The organism is Polaribacter vadi (assembly GCF_001761365.1).
GTDB lineage: Bacteria > Bacteroidota > Bacteroidia > Flavobacteriales > Flavobacteriaceae > Polaribacter > Polaribacter vadi.
In genome coordinates this window covers 2,501,052-2,521,606 of the sequence record NZ_CP017477.1, presented here as the reverse complement: position 1 = coordinate 2,521,606, position 20,555 = coordinate 2,501,052, and the positions used below count along the sequence as shown (strand labels likewise).

At 28.2% G+C, this 20,555-nt stretch carries 23 protein-coding genes; 10 read left to right on the top strand and 13 right to left on the bottom strand.

Going from position 1 to position 20,555, the window contains the following annotated elements; translation table 11 throughout:
* The first annotated feature begins 101 nt into the window (after positions 1 to 101).
* Entirely contained in the window at positions 102 to 425 is a 324-nt protein-coding gene (locus tag LPB03_RS10880; RefSeq protein ID WP_065319637.1) for a hypothetical protein, read from the top strand.
* Between the two features lie 98 nt (positions 426 to 523).
* On the opposite strand, the gene LPB03_RS10875 is transcribed toward LPB03_RS10880, so the two are convergent.
* Positions 524 to 1,228 (bottom strand): TIGR04283 family arsenosugar biosynthesis glycosyltransferase, encoded by a 705-nt coding sequence (locus tag LPB03_RS10875; protein WP_065319636.1) that lies wholly within the window; start codon positions 1,226 to 1,228, stop codon positions 524 to 526.
* A gap of 22 nt (positions 1,229 to 1,250) precedes the next feature.
* On the opposite strand from LPB03_RS10875, the gene LPB03_RS10870 reads away from it, so the two are divergent.
* Positions 1,251 to 2,015, top strand: coding sequence for a DUF547 domain-containing protein (locus LPB03_RS10870; RefSeq protein WP_065319635.1), 765 nt, complete (start codon positions 1,251 to 1,253; stop codon positions 2,013 to 2,015).
* 83 nt (positions 2,016 to 2,098) lie between these two features.
* Here the strand turns inward: LPB03_RS10870 and LPB03_RS10865 are convergent, their stop codons facing one another.
* The 3 genes from LPB03_RS10865 to LPB03_RS10855 all read right to left on the bottom strand — a co-directional run bounded on the left by LPB03_RS10865 (position 2,099) and on the right by LPB03_RS10855 (position 5,286).
* Positions 2,099 to 3,367 carry an MFS transporter gene (locus tag LPB03_RS10865; RefSeq protein ID WP_065319634.1) on the bottom strand — a complete coding sequence of 423 codons (1,269 nt, stop codon included), beginning with the start codon at positions 3,365 to 3,367 and terminating at the stop codon, positions 2,099 to 2,101.
* A 3-nt stretch (positions 3,368 to 3,370) separates the two neighbouring features.
* Positions 3,371 to 4,030 carry a hypothetical protein gene (locus LPB03_RS10860; RefSeq protein ID WP_065319633.1) on the bottom strand — a complete coding sequence of 220 codons (660 nt, stop codon included), beginning with the start codon at positions 4,028 to 4,030 and terminating at the stop codon, positions 3,371 to 3,373.
* 260 nt (positions 4,031 to 4,290) lie between these two features.
* Positions 4,291 to 5,286, bottom strand: coding sequence for an NAD(P)H-dependent glycerol-3-phosphate dehydrogenase (locus tag LPB03_RS10855; protein ID WP_065319632.1), 996 nt, complete (start codon positions 5,284 to 5,286; stop codon positions 4,291 to 4,293).
* A 116-nt stretch (positions 5,287 to 5,402) separates the two neighbouring features.
* Between LPB03_RS10855 and LPB03_RS10850 the strand changes: the two genes are divergently transcribed.
* Both LPB03_RS10850 and dut read left to right on the top strand, forming a co-directional pair.
* On the top strand, positions 5,403 to 6,254 hold the full coding sequence (locus LPB03_RS10850) for an alpha/beta hydrolase (RefSeq protein WP_231953092.1): 852 nt from the start codon (positions 5,403 to 5,405) through the stop codon (positions 6,252 to 6,254).
* Between the two features lie 2 nt (positions 6,255 to 6,256).
* Positions 6,257 to 6,688, top strand: coding sequence for a dUTP diphosphatase (gene dut, locus LPB03_RS10845; protein WP_065319630.1), 432 nt, complete (start codon positions 6,257 to 6,259; stop codon positions 6,686 to 6,688).
* Between the two features lie 45 nt (positions 6,689 to 6,733).
* On the opposite strand, the gene LPB03_RS10840 is transcribed toward dut, so the two are convergent.
* Both LPB03_RS10840 and recA read right to left on the bottom strand, forming a co-directional pair.
* Positions 6,734 to 7,273 (bottom strand): GNAT family N-acetyltransferase, encoded by a 540-nt coding sequence (locus LPB03_RS10840; protein ID WP_065319629.1) that lies wholly within the window; start codon positions 7,271 to 7,273, stop codon positions 6,734 to 6,736.
* Between the two features lie 77 nt (positions 7,274 to 7,350).
* A complete protein-coding gene (gene recA, locus LPB03_RS10835; RefSeq protein ID WP_065319628.1) occupies positions 7,351 to 8,358 on the bottom strand; it encodes a recombinase RecA in 1,008 nt (335 codons plus the stop codon).
* Positions 8,359 to 8,478: 120 nt separating this feature from the next.
* On the opposite strand from recA, the gene LPB03_RS10830 reads away from it, so the two are divergent.
* Genes LPB03_RS10830 through LPB03_RS10820 form a run of 3 tightly spaced genes read left to right on the top strand, consistent with a single transcriptional unit; the run spans position 8,479 to position 11,720 of the window.
* Entirely contained in the window at positions 8,479 to 10,290 is a 1,812-nt protein-coding gene (locus LPB03_RS10830) for an FAD/NAD(P)-binding protein (protein WP_065319627.1), read from the top strand.
* Positions 10,291 to 10,342: 52 nt separating this feature from the next.
* A complete protein-coding gene (locus LPB03_RS10825; RefSeq protein ID WP_065319626.1) occupies positions 10,343 to 11,137 on the top strand; it encodes an aldose 1-epimerase in 795 nt (264 codons plus the stop codon).
* A 1-nt stretch (position 11,138) separates the two neighbouring features.
* The gene (locus tag LPB03_RS10820) at positions 11,139 to 11,720 is read left to right on the top strand and encodes a pseudouridine synthase (protein ID WP_262502074.1); all 582 of its coding nucleotides are present in this window, start codon (positions 11,139 to 11,141) and stop codon (positions 11,718 to 11,720) included.
* Positions 11,721 to 11,749: 29 nt separating this feature from the next.
* Here LPB03_RS10820 and LPB03_RS10815 read toward each other — a convergent pair whose 3' ends face one another.
* The 3 genes from LPB03_RS10815 to LPB03_RS10805 all read right to left on the bottom strand — a co-directional run bounded on the left by LPB03_RS10815 (position 11,750) and on the right by LPB03_RS10805 (position 14,268).
* Positions 11,750 to 12,337: a porin family protein gene (locus LPB03_RS10815; RefSeq protein WP_065319625.1), complete on the bottom strand. Its 588-nt coding sequence runs from the start codon at positions 12,335 to 12,337 to the stop codon at positions 11,750 to 11,752.
* Between the two features lie 15 nt (positions 12,338 to 12,352).
* Positions 12,353 to 13,135 (bottom strand): membrane metalloprotease, encoded by a 783-nt coding sequence (locus LPB03_RS10810; protein ID WP_065319624.1) that lies wholly within the window; start codon positions 13,133 to 13,135, stop codon positions 12,353 to 12,355.
* Positions 13,136 to 13,215: 80 nt separating this feature from the next.
* Positions 13,216 to 14,268 (bottom strand): hypothetical protein, encoded by a 1,053-nt coding sequence (locus LPB03_RS10805; protein WP_065319623.1) that lies wholly within the window; start codon positions 14,266 to 14,268, stop codon positions 13,216 to 13,218.
* A 183-nt stretch (positions 14,269 to 14,451) separates the two neighbouring features.
* On the opposite strand from LPB03_RS10805, the gene LPB03_RS10800 reads away from it, so the two are divergent.
* From LPB03_RS10800 to LPB03_RS10790, 3 genes are read left to right on the top strand one after another with little or no spacing between them, the layout of a single operon-like run.
* Positions 14,452 to 14,961 carry an RNA polymerase sigma factor gene (locus LPB03_RS10800; RefSeq protein WP_065319622.1) on the top strand — a complete coding sequence of 170 codons (510 nt, stop codon included), beginning with the start codon at positions 14,452 to 14,454 and terminating at the stop codon, positions 14,959 to 14,961.
* 48 nt (positions 14,962 to 15,009) lie between these two features.
* On the top strand, positions 15,010 to 15,924 hold the full coding sequence (locus LPB03_RS10795; RefSeq protein WP_065319621.1) for a FecR family protein: 915 nt from the start codon (positions 15,010 to 15,012) through the stop codon (positions 15,922 to 15,924).
* On the top strand, positions 15,914 to 18,442 hold the full coding sequence (locus tag LPB03_RS10790; RefSeq protein WP_065320118.1) for a TonB-dependent receptor: 2,529 nt from the start codon (positions 15,914 to 15,916) through the stop codon (positions 18,440 to 18,442). The genes LPB03_RS10795 and LPB03_RS10790 overlap by 11 nt, the downstream gene beginning before the upstream one ends.
* A 45-nt stretch (positions 18,443 to 18,487) precedes the next feature.
* Here the strand turns inward: LPB03_RS10790 and LPB03_RS16640 are convergent, their stop codons facing one another.
* From LPB03_RS16640 to LPB03_RS16760, 4 genes are all read right to left on the bottom strand, one after another.
* On the bottom strand, positions 18,488 to 18,661 hold the full coding sequence (locus LPB03_RS16640; RefSeq protein WP_157579359.1) for a hypothetical protein: 174 nt from the start codon (positions 18,659 to 18,661) through the stop codon (positions 18,488 to 18,490).
* Between the two features lie 6 nt (positions 18,662 to 18,667).
* The gene (locus LPB03_RS10785) at positions 18,668 to 19,108 is read right to left on the bottom strand and encodes a GNAT family N-acetyltransferase (RefSeq protein WP_065319620.1); all 441 of its coding nucleotides are present in this window, start codon (positions 19,106 to 19,108) and stop codon (positions 18,668 to 18,670) included.
* Positions 19,109 to 19,155: 47 nt separating this feature from the next.
* A complete protein-coding gene (gene rpiB / locus LPB03_RS10780) occupies positions 19,156 to 19,584 on the bottom strand; it encodes a ribose 5-phosphate isomerase B (RefSeq protein WP_065319619.1) in 429 nt (142 codons plus the stop codon).
* 771 nt (positions 19,585 to 20,355) lie between these two features.
* Complete coding sequence (locus tag LPB03_RS16760) at positions 20,356 to 20,529, bottom strand: hypothetical protein (RefSeq protein WP_170324217.1); 174 nt, start codon at positions 20,527 to 20,529, stop codon at positions 20,356 to 20,358.
* Positions 20,530 to 20,555 lie beyond the last annotated feature (26 nt).

Sequence of the window (20,555 nt, the reverse complement as noted above, 5' to 3'; positions counted from 1 at the left end):
TTGGCTTATGAGCATATTGTAATTCAACTTCAGTAACATAGTTTCTTTTTGGGAAAAAGAAACTTAAACAGAATTTTAATAACAATCTAAAATAATAAATTATGAAAACAATATATAGTGCAGCTTTAGTGCTGTTAATTGCCATTTCTTTTTCGGCTAAAAAAGTAATATTTCAAGAAAATAAATTAGTAGCTACTTTTAAAGGTATCACAGAAGACGATTTATTTAAATTTGTAGACGATAAAAATAAAGAACATTTGTTTTACGATATTGATGATGAAATTGAAATAGACTTATATGATGATACTTTTATCGGTAAGAAATTTACACTTACTTGGAAAAATCAAGAAATAGAGGATTTAGATGAAGAAGGAGAAGAAACTGGTAAAAAAATTACGGTTAAAATTATTACTTCTTTAAAATAATTATAAAACACAAAACTAGGCTGTCTAAAAAATATTAAACCTTGTCATGCTGAACTTGTTTCAGGTTGACAATAAATTTATTTTTTAGACAGCTTTTTTTATACACACTCTCTTAAAAGCGATTTGTAAGTTTTTCTCAACTTTTTTGGGTGCACACCAAATTTATACTGTAAAAAGACATATCCATTAATTAAATTTACTTTTATCCAAGAGTTTTTATCGTATTTTCTTGCACTTACAATGGCTTTAGATTGTATAATTTTAAAAGGAATTTTTTGCTTTCTAACTTTGTCTATCATTTCAAAATCTTCCATAATACAAAACTCTTCATTAAAACCTTTAAGTGTACTAAAAGTCTCTTTTGTAAAAAACTGACACTGATCTCCACCTCCAGAAAATAAACCATCTTTGGTAGTAAACTTGCTATTAAAATTTAAAAGTGTAGATTTTTTATCAAATTTATAAGCAAAAAAACCTGCTTTATTGCCTTTTTTTATGGCAACTATTATTTGTTGATAAAAGTCGTTTGGTAAAATTACATCTGCATGTAAAAATAAAAAAATAGCGCCTTTTGCTTTTGATGCTCCAAAATTCATTTGAGATGCTCTTCCTTTTTTATTGGCTATAAAATAGGTAACTTTACTATAATGTTCACAAATTAAATTACTATCGTCTGTAGATTCTGGCGAATTAGAAACAATAATTTCTATAGGAAATTTGTTAGCTTGTTCAGATAAAAACGACAACCTTTTTGTAAGGTTTTCTTGCTCATTATAAACAGGAATAATTATACTTAACATCATACTTAAACTTACGTAAAATTATATGAAACAGTTTTTATTAGTAGTATTTTTTTTATCTGCATTTCAAATCAATGCACAAAATAATGTAAATTATAGTGAAGTTGCTCAAGATTTACTTCATAATATTATGGCTAAAAAACCTTACGAAAAACAAGTAAATCTTTTAGCAGAGAGTACATTAGAAGATTTGGTATCAGAATTAAATACAGATACTAAAAAACTAGCTTTTTGGTTGAATATTTACAACTCATTTATTCAAATTTCGTTAACTGAAAACCCAAAAGAATATAAAGATAGAGGTGCTTTCTTTAAAAAAGAGAGAGTAAAAATAGCTGGTGAAACCTTATCTTTTGATGATATTGAACACGATATTATGCGTAAATCTCGTGTAAAAATTAGCTGGGGTTACTTGCGTAAATATTTCAGACCAAAATGGGAACGTAAATTACGTATTGATGGCGATTTAGAATGGAGAATTCATTTTGCATTGAATTGTGGTGCAAAAAGTTGTCCTCCAGTCGCCTTGTTTTCTGCAGAAAATTTAGATAAAGAACTCGATTTTATGGCAACCGAATATTTAAAAGAACAAACAACGTATAATGCTGAAACCAAAACTGCAACATCTGTAGTATTATTTTCTTGGTTTAGAGCAGATTTTGGTGGACTTTGTGGTGCCAGACAAATTTTAATGGATTATAAAATTACTCCAGAAAAGCCAAAAGATTTAGAGTTTAAAGATTATGATTGGACGTTATTATTAGGAAATTTTAGAACGATTCCTGAATAGAAATCCAATAATTATACAGAAGTATAAATCGTGAGTTTATTGTAGATAATAACTGCTTTAAACTCACGATTTTTTTTTAATTTTTATTCTTCCTTTTCGTTCTCTAAAATATCTTCAGTTAAATCTAAGTTTCTAATTGTTGGACTTACAATTCCAGTAGTAACAACTGTAATTAAAGTCATAGTTCCACCAAAAACTACAGCTGCAACTGGGCCTAAAATTTTTGCTGCTAAACCACTCTCAAAAGCACCTAATTCGTTAGATGAACCTACAAACATAGAGTTTACAGAAGAAACTCTACCTCTCATATCATCTGGTGTTTTTATTTGCAAAATTGTTTGACGAATTACCATCGAAATTCCATCTGCTGCTCCACTTATAAACAATGCTAACAAACTTACCCAAAAGATAGATGACAAACCAAAAGCGATAATACTCAATCCAAAAATAAAGACAGAAATCAACATTTTTCTACCCGTATTTTGGTTGATAGGAATGTACGTTGTTAATAACATCGTAACAATACTTCCCATAGAAATTGATGCGTTTAAAAGTCCAAAACCTTCTGGCCCAACTTTTAGGATATCTTGTGCAAATACTGATAAAATTGCCACTGTTCCACCAAAAAGAACAGCAATCATATCTAAAGTTAAAGTTCCTAAAATTGCTTTATTTTGAAAAACGAATTTTACACCCGCTTTTAAACTTTCTGCAACTGGTTCCCCTATTTTTTTGTTTAAAATTGGTTTTTTCTTGATTTGAAATAGTGTTATAAATGATAAAAGAACGAGTACAAAAACGATAGAAAGTGTTGTATCAACACCTAACCAACCAATAAAAAAACCACCAAAAAGTGCTCCAGAAACAGAAGCAGTTTTCCAGGTACTTGTACTCCAAGTTGCAGCATTATGATATATTTTTTTTGGCACCAATAACGCTACTAAAGAAAAAATTGTGGGTCCGAAAAACGAGCGTAAAAATCCACCGAAAAAAACCAAACCATAAATGGAATATAAAACAGCATTTGTTGACCAACTGTTGATAACTGTATCTGTTGTTAAGAAAAATAAACCTAAACTTATCAACGAAAAAGCACCTGTACACAAGGCTAATAAATTTCTCTTTTCTCTTTGATCTACAATATGGCCAGCAAATAAAGCCATAGAAAATGCAGGAATTATTTCCATCAAACCAATAATACCTAAAGAAAGTGGATCTTTTGTAATGGAATATACTTGCCATTCAATAACAATAAATTGCATAGACCAACCAAAAACGAGTAAAAAACGTACGAATAAAAAAATGTTGAATTCCTTTATTCTTAATGCTGCATAAGGATCTTGTTTCGCCATTAATTAACTCAATTTCATATCCATTAAAATGGCAAATGTTTGGTTGATGTCTGCTTCTTTTACAACAATTGTCATTTCGTTTGTTGTAGAAATAATTTCTTGCAAAGGAATATCTGCCCAAGCTAATTGCTTTAAAATAAAGTAATAAATTCCAGATTGTTCTAAATTCTCTTTTGGTAATTTTATGGTGATAGAAGCCAAATCTAACATATTATGTGTTAGTGTTTCGTTCTCGAATATTTCTTCCACAAAAGGTCTCAAATTCTTACTAGTAACAATATTCGTTTCAAAAATTCCTTGAGAAACCGTTAAAAAGTAATCCTGACTTTCAGAAGATTTGTTTAATATTTTAGCCACTTCTTTTAGTAAAGAAGTTGTATTTTTAAACGTAAAATCGCATAAATCAGAACGTACAATTACGTTTCCTAAATCTAATGCCAAACGTTTTATGTTTTTTCTGATGCGCAGTTCGCTTGCAGGCGAAAGTCTGTTTATAGCCATCATTACTGCACCAACTTTTACATCTTTCTTTAAACTTGCAGAAACTTCTGGTAAAATAATTCGTGCTAAAGAAGAAACATTAATCAATTTTTCGTTTAAAGCTTCTTCTATAAAAGGTGTTTTTCTAATGGTACTTTCTACAACTTCTTGTATGGTTTTCATTGATAAAGTTTAAAATTACAAATAATTGTTCAAAAATAAACAATTTAACACAATCAACTAACTTTTGAAAAAATAAGAGTTAGAAAATTTTACACGGAGACTCACAAAGATTAACAGAGAAAAAAATAAAAGAGTTCCTTTAATACCTATATTTCGCCTATATGAGTCTTGATTCAATTTTATAAAACTTTGTTATTAATATTTCATCCCTTTGGGATTTTTTTGCTCCTCAACTTCATATAATTATAAAAAATCACAATCTAATCTAATTTATTAGTTAACTTTTTAAATTCTTTTTTAGGGTCTTTATCATCATACAGAATATTATAAACAGCATCAATAATTGGCGTTTTTGCTCCTTTTTCTTCTTTAATTTTATAAGCACTTTTAGTGGCATAATAGCCTTCTGCAATCATGCTCATTTCATGTTGTGCAGATTTTACTGTGTAGCCTTTTCCAATCATATTCCCAAACATTCTGTTTCTACTAAAAGTAGAATATCCTGTAACTAACAAATCGCCCAAATAAGCAGAATTGTTAATGTTTCGTTTCATTTTATGTACTTTTTTAATAAAACGTTTCATTTCGCGAATTGCGTTGCTCATTAACACAGATTGAAAATTATCTCCATAACCCAACCCATGAGCAATTCCAGCAGCAACAGCATAAATATTCTTTAAAACTGCTGCATATTCTGTTCCAATAATATCGTCTGTAGTTTTTACATTGATGTACCAACTTTGCAAAGCTTCTGCCATTTTTTTGGCAATATCTTCATCTTGGCAAGCAATTGTTAAGTAAGATAAACGCTCCATTGCAACCTCTTCTGCATGACAAGGTCCTGTAATTACACCAATATTCGTTAAAGGAATATTGTATTCTCTGTTAAAATGTTCGCCAACAATTAAACCAGTTTCAGGCACAATCCCTTTTATTGCAGAAAAAATAGTTTTACTTTCTAAAGATTCTTTTAATTTTGATAATTCGCCTGTTAAAAAAGCGGATGGAATTGCAAATATTAACACATCATATTTAGCAACCATGTAATTAATATCACTAGATAAATCTAAACGATTTGCGTCTAATTCTGCAGATCTTAAATATTTTGGATTGTGATCATTTTCTTTAATATGGGCAATAGTTTGCTCATTTCGCATATACCAACCTACAGTTTCTAAGTTCTCAATCAGCATTTTAACAATCGCAGTTGCCCAACTTCCACCTCCAAAAACGGCAATTTTTTGATGTTTATTCATGTTCTTTCTATTTTGACCTCAAAAGTAAGAAAACTATTATCTTTTGATGAAAACTTGGCTGATTTATTATATTTGTTGCAAATCAATCTTATCTTATGAAAATAACCAATATTCTTATGTTCTCTTTTTTAATTTTGATGATTTCTTGTAAGAAGAAGATTGAAAAACAAGAAGATTTACCCCCAAAAACCGAACAAAAAGTTTCTACAAAATCCGCGAACGTTTCAATCTTAAAGAAAGAATTTGTAATTGAAAACTTGAATGATATTTCACATAAAGTTTGGTTGTATTTACCACCAAATTATGAAAATTCAGACGAAAAATATCCTGTAATTTACATGCATGATGCTCAAAATTTATTTGATGATGCAACCTCTTTTGTGGGTGAATGGGATGTTGATGGCACTTTAAACGCACTTTACGAAAAAACAGGAAAAGGTTTTATTGTTGTAGCCGTAGAAAATGGTGGCGAAAAAAGAATTGAAGAATATACACCTTATAAAAACGAAAAATATGGTGGAGGAAAAGGTGATATTTATATCGATTTTTTGGCAAATGAATTGAAACCTTACATAGATAAAAACTACAAAACACTAACAACTCCTGAAAATACGGCTCTTATTGGAAGTTCTTTAGGAGGTTTAATTTCGTTTTATGGTGGTTTAAAATATCCTGAAGTATTTGGTAAAATTGGAGCATTGTCAACTTCTTTTTGGTTTTCTTCTGATAAAATAAATGATTTTGCAAGAGAAAATGGCAATCAGCAAAACACAAAAATTTACTTTTTAGTAGGTGAAAAAGAAGGAGATTCTATGGTTCCTGACACTGAAAATATGGCAAAATTATTGGTAGATTTAGGTTTTCCAGCAGAAAACATTAAAACTAAAATCGTTGCTGAAGGAAAACATACAGAGTCTTTTTGGAAAACAGAATTTTTAGAAGTAATTAAATTTTTATACAACATATAATAATGAACGTACAAATCATCAACAAATCAAAACACGCAACTCCTAATTACGAAACAGAAGGAGCTGCAGGAATGGATTTAAGAGCAAATATCGAGGAGAGCATCACTTTAAAACCTTTGGAAAGAACCATCGTAAAAACAGGTTTATTTATAGCTTTACCAATTGGTTTTGAAGCGCAAGTAAGACCAAGAAGTGGTTTGGCTGCCAAAAACGGAATTACTGTTTTAAACGCTCCTGGAACTGTAGATGCAGATTATCGTGGAGAAATTGGTGTAATTTTAGTCAATTTATCTAATGATGATTTTGTTATCAATGATGGTGAAAGAATTGCACAATTAATTATTGCAAAACACGAGCGTATTTCTTGGAAAGAAGTTACTATTTTATCTGAAACTGAACGTGGTTCTGGAGGTTTTGGAAGTACAGGAGTTTAAAAACTCCTTTAACTCCCAAAGAGAAAAATGTTTTTAAATAATAATTTACTTTATAATTTTATAAAGTTGACTCATTTTTCGAACCTCATCATGCATTAAATTGAAAGGTAAAAATACGTGAGAATGATAGTTGTAATTTAATTTTTTATAAAATTGAAATGCTTGTTGCTTCTCATCCATAGCATCTAACCAAATTATTTTGTAGTCTTTTTGTTTGGCTTTTTCCTCTAACCAAATCATTAATTGTTTGCCTATTCCTTGGCCTTGTGTTTTTGGGTGCAAGTAAATTCGATGCAATTTTAGTTGTTTTTCTTCGGATAAATTAGATAGTTTATCGTCCCAAATAATCCTAAAATTACCTATTATTTCATCCTTAAAAAGTATAAAATAATATTCCGCATTTTCTTGAGAAAGTTCTTTTAAAATATTCTCTTTTGAGTATTGAGAATTTACATACCAATTTCCATCATCGTTCCAAAAATGGCTATAAGCCAGTGGATAAATTTCTTTCATCAACGTAAAAAGATTTTTACAATCTTCTTTAGTGATAATTTTTAGCTGTAAGTTTTGGGATATTTTAATCATCATTAAAAATAAAAAAACTGCTATAGATTGATTACTTCTACAGCAGTTTTAATAATAGTTAGAACTTTTAATAATACTTATTCTTGGTTTTCAATAGCAAATTTAATTTTACCTTCAAGTTCTTCTGCTAATTCGTGGTTGTCTTTGATTAATGCTTTCACAGAATCTCTACCTTGCCCAAGTTTGGTTTCACCATAACTGAACCAAGATCCACTTTTCTTTACAATTCCTAATTCTACACCAATATCTAAAATTTCTCCAACTTTAGAGATTCCTTCTCCATACATAATATCAAATTCTGCAACTTGAAAAGGTGGTGCTACTTTATTTTTTACAACTTTAACTTTGGTACTGTTTCCAATAACTCTGTCTCCATCTTTAATTTGCGTTCTTCTTCTAATATCTAAACGTACAGAAGCATAAAACTTTAATGCATTTCCACCAGTTGTAGTTTCTGGATTTCCAAACATTACCCCAATTTTTTCTCTTAATTGGTTAATGAAAATTACTGTACATTTTGTTTTAGAAATTGTACCTGTTAATTTACGCAAAGCTTGAGACATTAAACGTGCATGAAGACCCATTTTAGAATCTCCCATTTCACCTTCAATTTCAGATTTTGGTGTTAATGCTGCAACAGAATCAATTACAACAATATCAATTGCTCCAGAACGTATTAAGTTTTCTGCAATTTCTAATGCTTGTTCTCCATGATCTGGTTGCGAAATAATTAAATTATCGATATCAACTCCTAAATTTTGTGCGTAAAATTTATCGAATGCGTGTTCAGCATCAATAAATGCTGCAATTCCTCCAGCTTTTTGAGCTTCTGCAATTGCGTGCAAAGTTAAGGTTGTTTTACCAGAAGATTCTGGTCCATAAATTTCAATAACTCTACCTCTTGGATAACCACCAACACCTAAAGCTAAATCTAATCCTAAAGAACCAGATGAAATTGCATCTATATCTTCAGTAACTACATCTCCTAACTTCATAACAGAACCTTTACCATACGTTTTATCTAGCTTATCTAGTGTAAGTTGTAATGCTTTAAGTTTTGCTTCTTTTTCTTTATTTACTGCCATATTTTTGTCTAAAAATCTATTAAATTCGGTTGCACAAGTTACAAAAAACTAGGTTAATTTTCCTAATAATTTAGTTTCAATTTTGTACATTTATAAACAAATTGTTTTTGAAAGAAAAAAATGAAAAATCTTTATAATTTTGCAATTATTGGGAGTGGACCTACAGCTATATATCTATTAAAGAATATATTAACCCATAAAAATAAAATTGGTTCAAAAATAAATAGTATTACCATTTTCGAAAAAGAAAAAAATTCTGGTATGGGAATGCCTTATAATCCAGAAACTACAGATATTTATAATTTGGCAAATATTTCTTCTGATGAAATTCCTGAATTACAAGAAACTTTTGGTAATTGGTTAAGAAAGCAAAAACCTGAATTTTTAGAGGAATTAAATGTAAAAGAATTACCAATTAGTGATGCTAAAGTGTATAGCAGAATTGCCTTGGGATATTATTTTCAAGAACAATACAAACAACTTTTAGCTGCTTTAATAGCGTATGGAATAAATATTATTGAATTTAAAAATTACGAAGTAATTGATATTAAATTTATAAAAAAAAATGAGGTAGAAATTACAGATGTTCATCAAATAAAAAGAAAATTTTCTTCGGTTGTCATTGCCAATGGTCATCAATTTAAAGAAAAAGACATTCCGAAAAAAAGATATTTTGCTTCTCCTTGGCCCATCCATAAATTATTTCCTAAAAAAAATGAATTTTATAATTACCCAATTGGCATTCTTGGTGCTTCTTTAAGTGCTTTTGATGTTGTAACATCACTTGCCCATCGTCATGGAAAATTTGTGAAAGAAAAAGGAATTTTAAAATTTATAAAAAATAAAAATGCTACAAAATTTAAAATATTTTTACATTCTGCAGAAGGTTGGCTTCCTCATCTTCAATATGAACAGAAAAAACCTGTTAGAGAAATTTATCGTCATTTTAGTAGGAAACAAATTCTTAAATTAATCAACAAAAATGGCTTTATAAATATAGAAGAATTTTTTGAAATACTTTGTAAACCTGCGTTAATAAAAGCCTTTAAAGAAGATAATAAATTAGATGTTGTTAAAAAACTTGAAAATAAAAATTTTACTTTTTTAGATTTTATAAGTTTAATGGCAACAAAACATGAGTATGTAGATTCTTTTAAAGGGATGAAATCTGAAATGACAAAAGCTAAAGATTCTGTTGAAAACAATAAACCTATCAATTGGATGGAAACTTTAGATGATTTAATGTATGGATTAAATTACCATTCAGAATTACTTTCTGCAGAAGATTATTTATTATTAAATAAAAAAATAATGCCTTTTTTAATGAATGTTATTGCAGCTTTACCTTTACAATCTGCAAATATACTTTTAGCGCTTTATGAGGCTAATTGTATAGAATTAATTACAGGCAAAGTTACTATAGACAAGAATGCTCCAAACTCTAATGAAACAGTTTTATCTGTAACATCTAAAGACGGAAAAGAAAAGATTAAAACTTATAAAATGTTTGTAAATTGTGGTGGTCAAAAAAAAATAACAGTAGCTGATTATCCATTTCAATCGTTACTTAAAAACGGTTCTATAACGCATGCAAAAGCAAAATTTGCTAGTCTTAAAGAGGCAGAAAAATTGGCTATAAATAATGATAATATAACTATAAATAACAAGAAAGCAACCCTAAAGTTACCTGGTATTGCTATTGATGCCACTTATAAAATACTAGATAAAAAAGGATTAAAAAATAATTGTTTGTTCGATATTAATTTTACACATACTTTGGGAATAAGACCTTATTCTTATGGTTTGCAAGCTTGTAATGCAACAAGTTTAATTTTGGTTGAATCTTGGGTTTTAGAAAATAAAGAAGGAAACAATACTTTAAAGGATATTGAAGATATTACTAATTTGTACGAAAAAAATAAAGATTTATAATATATAGACTATGTCTTTATATTTTTGATAAAATATTACAATCACATAAAAAATGAATAAAATTACACTAATTTCTGCTGATAAAAAGTCGAAAGTAAAAATTGAGAAAGGAGAATTAATCAGTTTTAAAAAAGAAAACCAAGAATATATTCATCAAAAAGGCAATAAAGGTTGGCGAAAAGCAGATGATGAAATGTTTCCTGTCATTGGCCCAACTGATAAAAACAACTATATTATTCATACCAAAAATGGTGATGCCATTCAAGATCAACATGGTTTGTTACGTGAAATGAGCTATGATGAAATTTCTTCGGATGAAAATACGGCTAGTTTCATCAAAAAATATGAAAAAAATACCAAAATTAAGAATAGTAAATTTCCAGCAAAATCGTCTGAAGAATTCCTTTTTTGGCCTTTTGATTTTTCTTTTGAAAAAAGTTTTAGTCTAGAAAATGGTGTTTTAAAAATTGAATTTACCATTACTTCTCAAGAGGAAATGCCTTTTATGTTAGGCTATCATCCTGCTTTTTTATTATCAGATACTGGTAAAGAAACTTTTGTTGCAAATGACAAAGAATATACTTTAGACAATATTTTAACTGCTGGTTCTAATGCATTTCCTATTTTAGAAACCGATAAAATCACTTTAAAAAATATTGATAAAAAAGATTTAGAAATTTCCACAAAAGGGTTTCATAATTTTATGCTTTGGACAGAGGTTAATAATATGGTTTGCATAGAGCCAATTACACATTATAATTCTTATACAAACCAAAAATATTCGGAAAAAAATATGAGTGTTTTAAACGGAATTATCACCTTTTCTGTTTCAATAAAAATACTTTAGTTTGCTAAAAAAACACCAACATTTTATAATTCATAAACCTTGGGGAATGATTTCTCAATTTGTAAATCCTGCAAAGAGAAAAAAGAAATTATTAGGAGATTTATACGATTTTCCTGAAGGAACTATGGCAATTGGACGTTTAGATGTTGCCTCTGAAGGCTTACTTTTTTTAACGACAGATGGAAAAGTATCCCATGAAATTAGAAGTAATAAATACGAAAAAGAATATTATGTTCAAGTTGATGGAATTATAACGCAAGAAGCTGTAGAAAAACTAAAAACAGGCGTAGAAATTGGTTTTGATGGTAAAAAATATACCACAAAACCTGGCAAAGCTTTTTTAATTGAAGATCCTAAATTTCCTTTAAGAAGTCAAAAAATAAGAGACGAAAGACATGGCCCAACAAGCTGGGTTTCCATCATTATAAAAGAAGGAAAATTTAGACAAGTTCGTAAAATGACAGCTGCTGTTGGTTTCCCAACTTTGCGTTTAATTCGTGTTAGAATTGGCGAGATAGAATTGGGTACTTTAGAGGTTGGTGGTGTTAAAGAATTAGATTCATTCATAAAAAAAGAGAAGTAAAAAATACTTCTCTTTTAGTTTTAATATGATTAAAATTCGAATCCTAAATAAATTTGCCAAACTCTATTTTTGGGTTTGTCTTCGTTATAAATATCACTTTGTCCTATGTGATATCTAACTCCTAAACTTACGCCAGCATCGCTTTTAAAACCTGTACCTAAATTTATTCCCCAGTCAAAATTACTCGGCTCGAATTCTTTTGATGTATCATACAAAATAAATCCTGAATCGAAGGTTTCTTTATGAGAAATTGAAAAACCTATTTGTGGCCCAGCTTCTAAAAAGAAGCTTTTAACAGGATATAACTTTAACATTAAAGGGATGTTTAAATAGTCTAATTTTTGGGTATATGTTCCACTATTATCTATAATTTTATATCCTTGTTTTGAGTATAAAATTTCTGGTTGTATCGCAAAATATTTTCCGATATAAGATTCTCCATAAATACCAATATGATAGCCATGCAACTTTTCAGTTTCAGAATTTCCATCAAAACTTACTGAAGAAATATTATATCCTCCTTTTATACCTGCTGTTGCTTTTGTGTTTGCGTCTTGAGCGTTTAATGAAAGTGTACTTACAATCATTAAAGCTATAGTTATATATATTGTTTTCATTTTTTAGTGTTCTTTTTATTTACCTCCATTTGCTTTTAAATCTGCTAAGCATTGAGCGTCTAATGTTGGGGCTTGACCACCTGAAAGCATGTTGCCTATTCCTTGGCTTGTTTCTGCAGCCCAAAACATTAAACAACTTTCTACATTACAATGTTTTGGATGTTCTGTGTCTTCATGATCACTTTGTAAATTGGTTCCTAAGTTTGTTAAACCCAAAAGATGACCAAATTCGTGGTTAATAACAGCAGTTTCTAGTAAACTTCTATTGGGTTCAAAAGGGCTATTACTTAAACTATGAATGGTTTTTTCGTAAATTACAAAAGACGTATTCCAATAAGCACTTCCTAAAACTGCACCAGTATTGGTATCGTTAGAAGATTTGCCATCAATAAACAATACCCAAATTGAAATTGTTGAGCCTACATTGTATTGTGTTCTGTGTTGTTTTTCTAAATTTACTACTTCATCTAAAGTATAAACTTCTTTTCCTGTTGGTGCAATTTCTTTAGTCTTAAACTCAACTCCTTGTGACTTATGCACTCTATTAATTATAAAATTCTTAAAATTATTTAAAGCGGTTTCTGATGGCTTAAAACCTTCTATATACCCAACCTCTACAATTATCTTTTTGAAGCTACTATCAGAAAGTAAATCATTTGCAGATGAACCTGTAGCTTGCCTGTTTAATGCTGTATTTACATTATCTGTTGGGTTGTTAGTAACCATCTCATCTGTTTCTGAGGTGCATGAAATAAGAACTGCAAAAACAAATAGTAAGCTTGAAAAAATATTTTTCATTTTAAAAATTTTAAAACTTAACAACTGGTTTTAAGCAGTTGTTAAGTATATTAATTTACTGATTTTTCGGTTTTATTTAATTACAACTTTTTAAAAGCTAATGTTACAGAAGCATCAGTTTTACTTTTTAAAGTAACTAAAGTATTGCTATAAGTACTTACAATCCAATCGTTTTTTAAAGCACTTACTGCAGTATTATTTGCAAAATTAATATTTACAAAAGCGTCTGTTTCTGAGCTTACTGTGTATGTACCTTCTATTTCTCCTAAAACAGAATTTATGATGTTTTTAGCTACAATTTTTGAATCATTTGTAAATTCTATAGACCAATTTGCATAATCATTTGCTTTGTTTACGCCTCCAGTTATAAAGGTTTCTACTTTAAATTTTGTACCGCTTAAAATAGCTTCTACTTCTGTAGCAGTATTTGCAGCATCGTCCTTTTCATCTTCAAATTGTACACATTCAGAAATGGCATCTTGAAATTCTGCATCACTTTTAATTTGAATTGATGTTCCATTACTTAAAGTTGCACTTATTGGATAATTTACCGCAAATAACTCATCACCATCTAAACCTGTCATAAAAGTATATAGTTGTTTTTCTGATTGTACAACAACACTTCCTGTTTGTTCTAAAGTAACATTATATGTTAACATGGTTACAGGAAATTGAATGTCTATACAAGAAATAGCGTCTTTACCTTGTTGTTCTGCAGTTTCACATTGTTGTTTTAAAGTACTAAACTCTGCTTGATTGTTTACAACAACTTCTGTATAATTACTTGTTTTTACACTGATAGGAAAATCAAAAATAACAGTGTCATTATCATCATTAAATTCTCCCATAATGTTTAAAACTGTAGAAAAATCTAACTTACTTATTAATGTTATCGGTTTTCCATTTATAGTTGCTGATAAAGGAAAAAGTAATTCTGTACATGAATTTCCGTCTAAAAAATCATCATCAGAACCATCGTTCATTGCTGCTCTCTCATAATTAGATGCAGTTGTTGAAGTTGATGAATTTGCGTTCGGATTTGTACCAACTTCTGTGCTTTCTTCTGATTGACATGAAGTAAAACTTAATATTGCTGTTATTGCAATTGCTGAAATAAATTTTAATGTTTTCATTTTAATTAATTTTAAAGTTAATGTTTCTTGTTTCTATAAATAAAACAACTTTGTTTTATTTTACCCTACTTTTAATTTAGAAAGAGTTTATTTTTTTACCCTTCTAATAGTAAAACAACTAAACATATATTTACCCTACCTTTGTAATTATATTTTTTTATTTTTATCACTTAAAACCCTTTTATGACTAATAAATCTCTTTGTGATGAAATTTATTTTAATGAGTTTTATACTACTCATATACAGTCTGCTAGTAACTTTGCATACTACAAATCTGGTGATAAAAATACCTCTTTAGATTTAGCACAAGAAGCTTTTATAAAAATATGGGAAAATTGTAGAAAAATAGATTTTTTAAAAGCAAAGTCTTACTTGTTTACAGTTATTAACAATCTTTTTCTAAATAAAATAAAGCACCAAAAGGTGGTATTTGAATACGCAAAAAGTAGTCCTTATTTAGATGTAGATAACCAAACTCCTGAATATTTATTAGAAGAAGAAGAGTTTAAAGTAAAACTAAAAAATGCCATTGCAGATTTAACTGAAGGTGAACGTGAGGTTTTTTTAATGAATAGAATTGATGGTAAAAAATACAGAGAAATTGCAGAAATGCTAGAACTGTCGCAAAAAGCAGTAGAAAAAAGAATGTCATCAGCATTAAAAAAATTAAGAACTAAAATTGATGGGATTTAAAGTAGGGTAAATTACTTTTTAGTTGTTACATACATAGAAGCACAGAAAATGGAAGATAAAAATAACATCTTAAAATGGCTAAACAGAGAAACTTCTGATGAAGAATTAGCACGTTTACAAGAATCTAAAGATTTTAAAACTTTAGAGAAAATTGCACATTATGCTTCTCAAATAGAAACACCAAAAGTAAATGTTGATAAAGCACTTGAAGACTTTAAATTAAGAACACAAAAAACCGCTAAAAAAGGAAGGGTATTTCCTTTTAACTTTAAACAAATCTCTAAATATGCAGCAATAATTGTTGTGTTATTAACAACTTCTTATTTCTTATTTTTTAATAACGAAACTAGTTTTAAAACGCAATTTTCGCAAACAAAAACCTTTAATTTACCAGACAATTCTGAGGTAATTTTAAACTCGAATTCTTCAATTACTTTTAATAAAAATAAATGGAAAAGTAATAGACATTTAACCTTAGATGGTGAAGCTTTTTTTAAAGTCCAAAAAGGGAAAAAATTTACGGTAAACACAGAAATTGGAGAGGTAACTGTTTTAGGTACAAAGTTTAACGTAAAAGAAAGAACCAACTATTTTGAAGTTAAAACCTATGAAGGTTTAGTAAGTGTTGCTTATAAAGATACACTTGTAAAGCTATCAAAAGGAACCATTTTTAAAGTAGTAAATGGTACTATTGATACTGTAAATACTTTTGATATTAACGAAAATTCTTGGTTGCAAAAAGAATCTAATTTTAAAAGTACAGCCTTACGTTTTGTGCTAAAAGAAATAGAAAATCAGTTTGGCTACACCATTGAAACAAAAGATATTGATTTAGATATTTTGTATTCTGGAGGTTTTACACATGCTGATGTAGATATTGCATTGCAATCTGTTACAATTCCTTTACAATTATCGTATAAAATTGAAGGTGAAAAAATTATCATTTTTAATTATGATAACTAAAATTCAAGGTTTTTTTCTCAGTTTTTTATTAATAACAAGTATTGCTTTTTCTCAGAATTCTTCTGATAAAATTGCACTTTCATCACTATTAATAACTTTAGAAAAAAACTATGATATTAAATTTTCTTTTTCTGATACTGATGTAAAAAACATTTTTATTGATGCACCAAAACCTGGAATTTCTATTGATGAACTCTTAACTTTTTTAAACGAAAAAACATTTTTACATTTTAAAACTTTAGACAATAGATATGTTACAGTTTCCTTTTTAAACAAATCTATTTCTATTTGCGGAACAGTTTTAGATGCCAATTCTTTAACGCCTTTAAATTTGGCTTCTGTTACAATAGATGGTTTTAAAACAGGAACAACTACCAATAATGAAGGTGTTTTTTACTTAAATAATATTCCTGTAAATGCCACTTTAAGTATTTCTTTTATCAGCTTTAAAACTATAAAAATTACAGCAAAAGAGTTGTTTTCTATTACTTGTAAACAACTTTTTTTAGAAGAAGAAACAGAGCAATTATCAGAAATTACAATGCAAAAGTTACTAACTTCTGGCTTGCAAAAAAATGCAGATGGAAGCACAGTGTTAAACACAGAAAAATTTGGAATTTTACCTGGACTCATAGAACCAGATATTTTACAAACCATTAAAATTTTACCAGGAATAGAAAGTGTAAACGAAAGTGTTTCTAATATTAATGTTAGAGGTGGCACAAATGATCAAAATTTAATGCTTTGGGATGGCATTAAAATGTATCATTCAGGTCATTTTTTTGGGTTGATTTCTGCTTATAATCCGTATTTAACTAAAAAAGTTTCGGTTACAAAAAATGGTACAAGTAGTGCTTTTTCAGACGGAGTTTCATCAACCATAAATATGGAAACATCCGATAGAATTACCAATAAATTTTCTGGTGGAGCAGGTTTTAATTTATTAAGTGCCGATGTTTTTTTACAAGTGCCAATTAAAGAAAATTTAGAATTGCATATTTCTGGAAGAAGATCTTTTACAGACTTTGTAAATACACCTACTTATAACAATTATTTTTCGAGAAGTTTTCAAGACAATTCTGTGTCATCAAATAATATAAAAAATTATGAATCAGATTTTTACTTTTACGATTATTCTTTTAAAGTTTTATATGATATTGGTTATAAACATTCCATTAGGGCTAATTTTATCCAGATAAAAAATAACTTAGATTATTTAGAAAAATACACTTCTAACAACACCACAATTGAAGAAAACAGTACTTTAAAACAAGAAAATTTAGGGGCAAGTTTAAGTTGGAATGCTAATTGGAATTATGAATTTTCTACTAATTTATCTGCTTTTGTATCCGATTATAAAATAAATTCTTCAGATTATAATAAAGATTCAGATCAGTTTCAAACACAGTTTAATAACGTATTAGAAACCGAAATAAAACTAGATACTAAATATGAATTTACAGATGTTTTACATTTTAAAAATGGCGTGGTTTTTAACGAAATTGGCATTAGAAATACAACTACTGTAAACGCACCAACTTTTTCTAAAACCGTTAAAAATGTATTGGTAAAAAGCGCTTTTTATTCGGAAATTGAATATCAAAAAAACAATACGTATGCAAGATTTGGTGTGCGTTCAAACTACTTTCATAAGTTTTCTAAATTTGTTTTTGAACCTAGAATTAACGTCAGACAAAAAATAAATGATGAATTTTATGTAAAATTAGAAGGCGAATTTAAAAACCAAACTACTGCACAAAAAATAGATTTTGAAGACAACTTTTTAGGGATCGAAAAGCGTAGATGGATTTTAGCTGATGATACTAATACACCCATTATAAAAAGTAAACAAGCTTCTTTTGGTGTTGAATATAAGCTTCCTAAATTTTATGTTGATATTACTGGTTTTTACAAAAAAGTTAATGGAATTACAGCTGCAAATCAAGGATTTTACAATAACACGCAAACTTTTACTTCTACTGGCAATTATGAAGTAAAAGGAATAGAGTTTTTGGTAAACAAACAAACAGAAAATATAAGTACTTGGTTAAGTTATACCTTTTCTAAAAACAACTATACTTTCGCTATTTTTAATCCAGAAACCTTTGCGAATAGTTTAGATATTTCACACTCTTTAAGTGCTGCTTTTAGTTATAATTTTACTGAAAGTTTTAAAGTTTCTTTAGGTAGTGTTTTACGTTCTGGAAAACCGTTTACAAAACCTGTACTTGGTAATGAAACCATACAAATTGGTAATAGAACCATTGTAAATTACAACAATCCAAACCAAGAAAGATTAGCTAACTTTTTTAGAATTGATTTTTCCACAAGTTACGATTTTAAATTTAGAGATGCTATAAAGTCTACGATAAGAGTTGGTTTTACCAATATTACAGATAGAAATAATATGATAGATTCTTATTATATTTTAGATGAAACAAGTGCTAATAATGTAAATAGAGTTAATACTTATTCTTTGCCTTTTACACCAAATTTAAGTTTTAGAGTAAATTTTTAAAAAAATAACTTCCAAAACCTGCTAAAGGTTTTTAGTTGATAATTTTTACGATTCTTTCTTATAGTTTTTTTGAATATACAAAGCAATTAATAAACTGAAACCAACAACAATTCCACTAAAAGAATCGAAGGTTCTTTCACTATTTATAATGGTATATAAAGAAAATATAATTGCTAAAAATGCAATAATAATTACTACATATTTTACTTTAGTATTCATAAATTATTATTTTCTATCCATTCTAATATGTGGAATACCATCTTCTAAATACTCCTCTCCTACTTGTTTAAATTGATGTGTTTCGTAAAATTTCTTTAAATATTTTTGAGCAGAAATTGTAATTTCATCAACTTTAAAATTATTTTTTATAGCACTTATGGATGCTTTCATAATTAAATGTCCATAACCAAACTTTCGTTCTTTTTCTGCAACTACTACTCTTCCAATACTTGCATTCTCAAAATAATCTCCAGGTTTAAAAATACGTGTATATGCAACTACTTTATCATTCTTAAAACCAAAAACATGCAACGCTTTTTGGTCTTTAAAATCTATATCTTGGTACACACAATCTTGCTCCACCACAAAAACTTCTGCTCTAAGTTGTAGAATTTGATAGAGTTCTGTAGTATTTAATTCTGAAAACAATTTTATTTTAAATTTCATATAAAAACCTTTCTACAGTGCTTTAAGACGTCATTATTAAAAGACTATTAACAAGAAATTTTATCAACTCTAGTTCCATGTCTACCACCTTCAAATTCTGTAGTTAAAAAAATATCTACAAAACCAATAGCTTGTTGTAAAGACACAAAACGTGCAGGAATCGTTAACATATTTGAGTTGTTATGTTGTCTTGTTAATGCAACCAATTCATTATTCCAACACAAAGCAGCTCTTATTCCTTGATGTTTATTAGCAGTCATTTGTGCACCATTTCCAGAACCACAAAGAATAATACCAAATTCAGCTTTACCTGTTTCTACACAGTTTGCTGTTGGATGAATAGCATCAGGATAATCCATAGAATCGTTTGTATCGGTTCCAAAATTGATAACTTTATATCCTTTATTCTCTAAATGTTTTATAATTTCGAACTTGTATTCAGTTCCTGCATGATCGTTTCCAATGGCAATTGTCATAATATAATTTTAGTGTAATTATAAATTTTTAAAATAATCTAGTTATTAAATAAAAGATTGCTTCATTCTATTCGTAATTACGTAGTTAGATTTACAAAAGTATAGAAATTAACGGTTATCAACAGTTATAAACAATACTAATTTATACATTTTTAATAACTCTTTAATTTTTAACTTATTACCATTTTAAGAGAATGTTAAGAAGTTGTAACAAGAAACTCGTAAGTTTATTTGCCAGTTTTAATTATTATTACAATACACGCTCTTGGTTGATATATGCAAATTTTATTATGAGTTTTTAATAAAAGTTTATCAACATAAAATTTACAATTTATTTACATAACTAGGTTTGTTAACTATTAAGAATTTTAGGTTAATTGCTGTTTATAAGTTTTGTTAATAACTCTATTTTTAAGTTGATTTTAAACGATTTAAAAACTCATAAGTTGTCAGTCTTTTTTAATAACTCACAAACTATCACAAAATCTAATAATTTTATAGTAGCTATTCACATACTATTATAAACATCATTGTTTTTTAAAAATTTATAAAAGAAAAATAATTATAATATAGAATGTTGATAAGTGTTGAAATTCTAAAAATTTTATTTTTTAAGATTGATGTAAATTTTAAAGAAATGATATAATTAAAATAAAAAGTAGGGTTTATTTTTAAACTTCATTTCCGAGAAAAGAGACTAAAAAGTTCTAAATTTTATTGAAATAAAGGTGAGTACTAAAATATATTTTGAAAAATTAAAACAGGAAGAAACTAAACTCTTTTCTTTTCAGCTTTTAAAAGCGATACTGTATCTTTTTGAATCTCTACAGTTTCATTAGGAACATGAGTTTTATTCAAAGAAGTATTTATAGTCATTACAGTAACAAAAATGCCTGCAACAAGTATAAAAATGAATAATGCTATAATTTTACGAAGATTTTTCATCTAAATTTAAATGTCCTTTCTATATA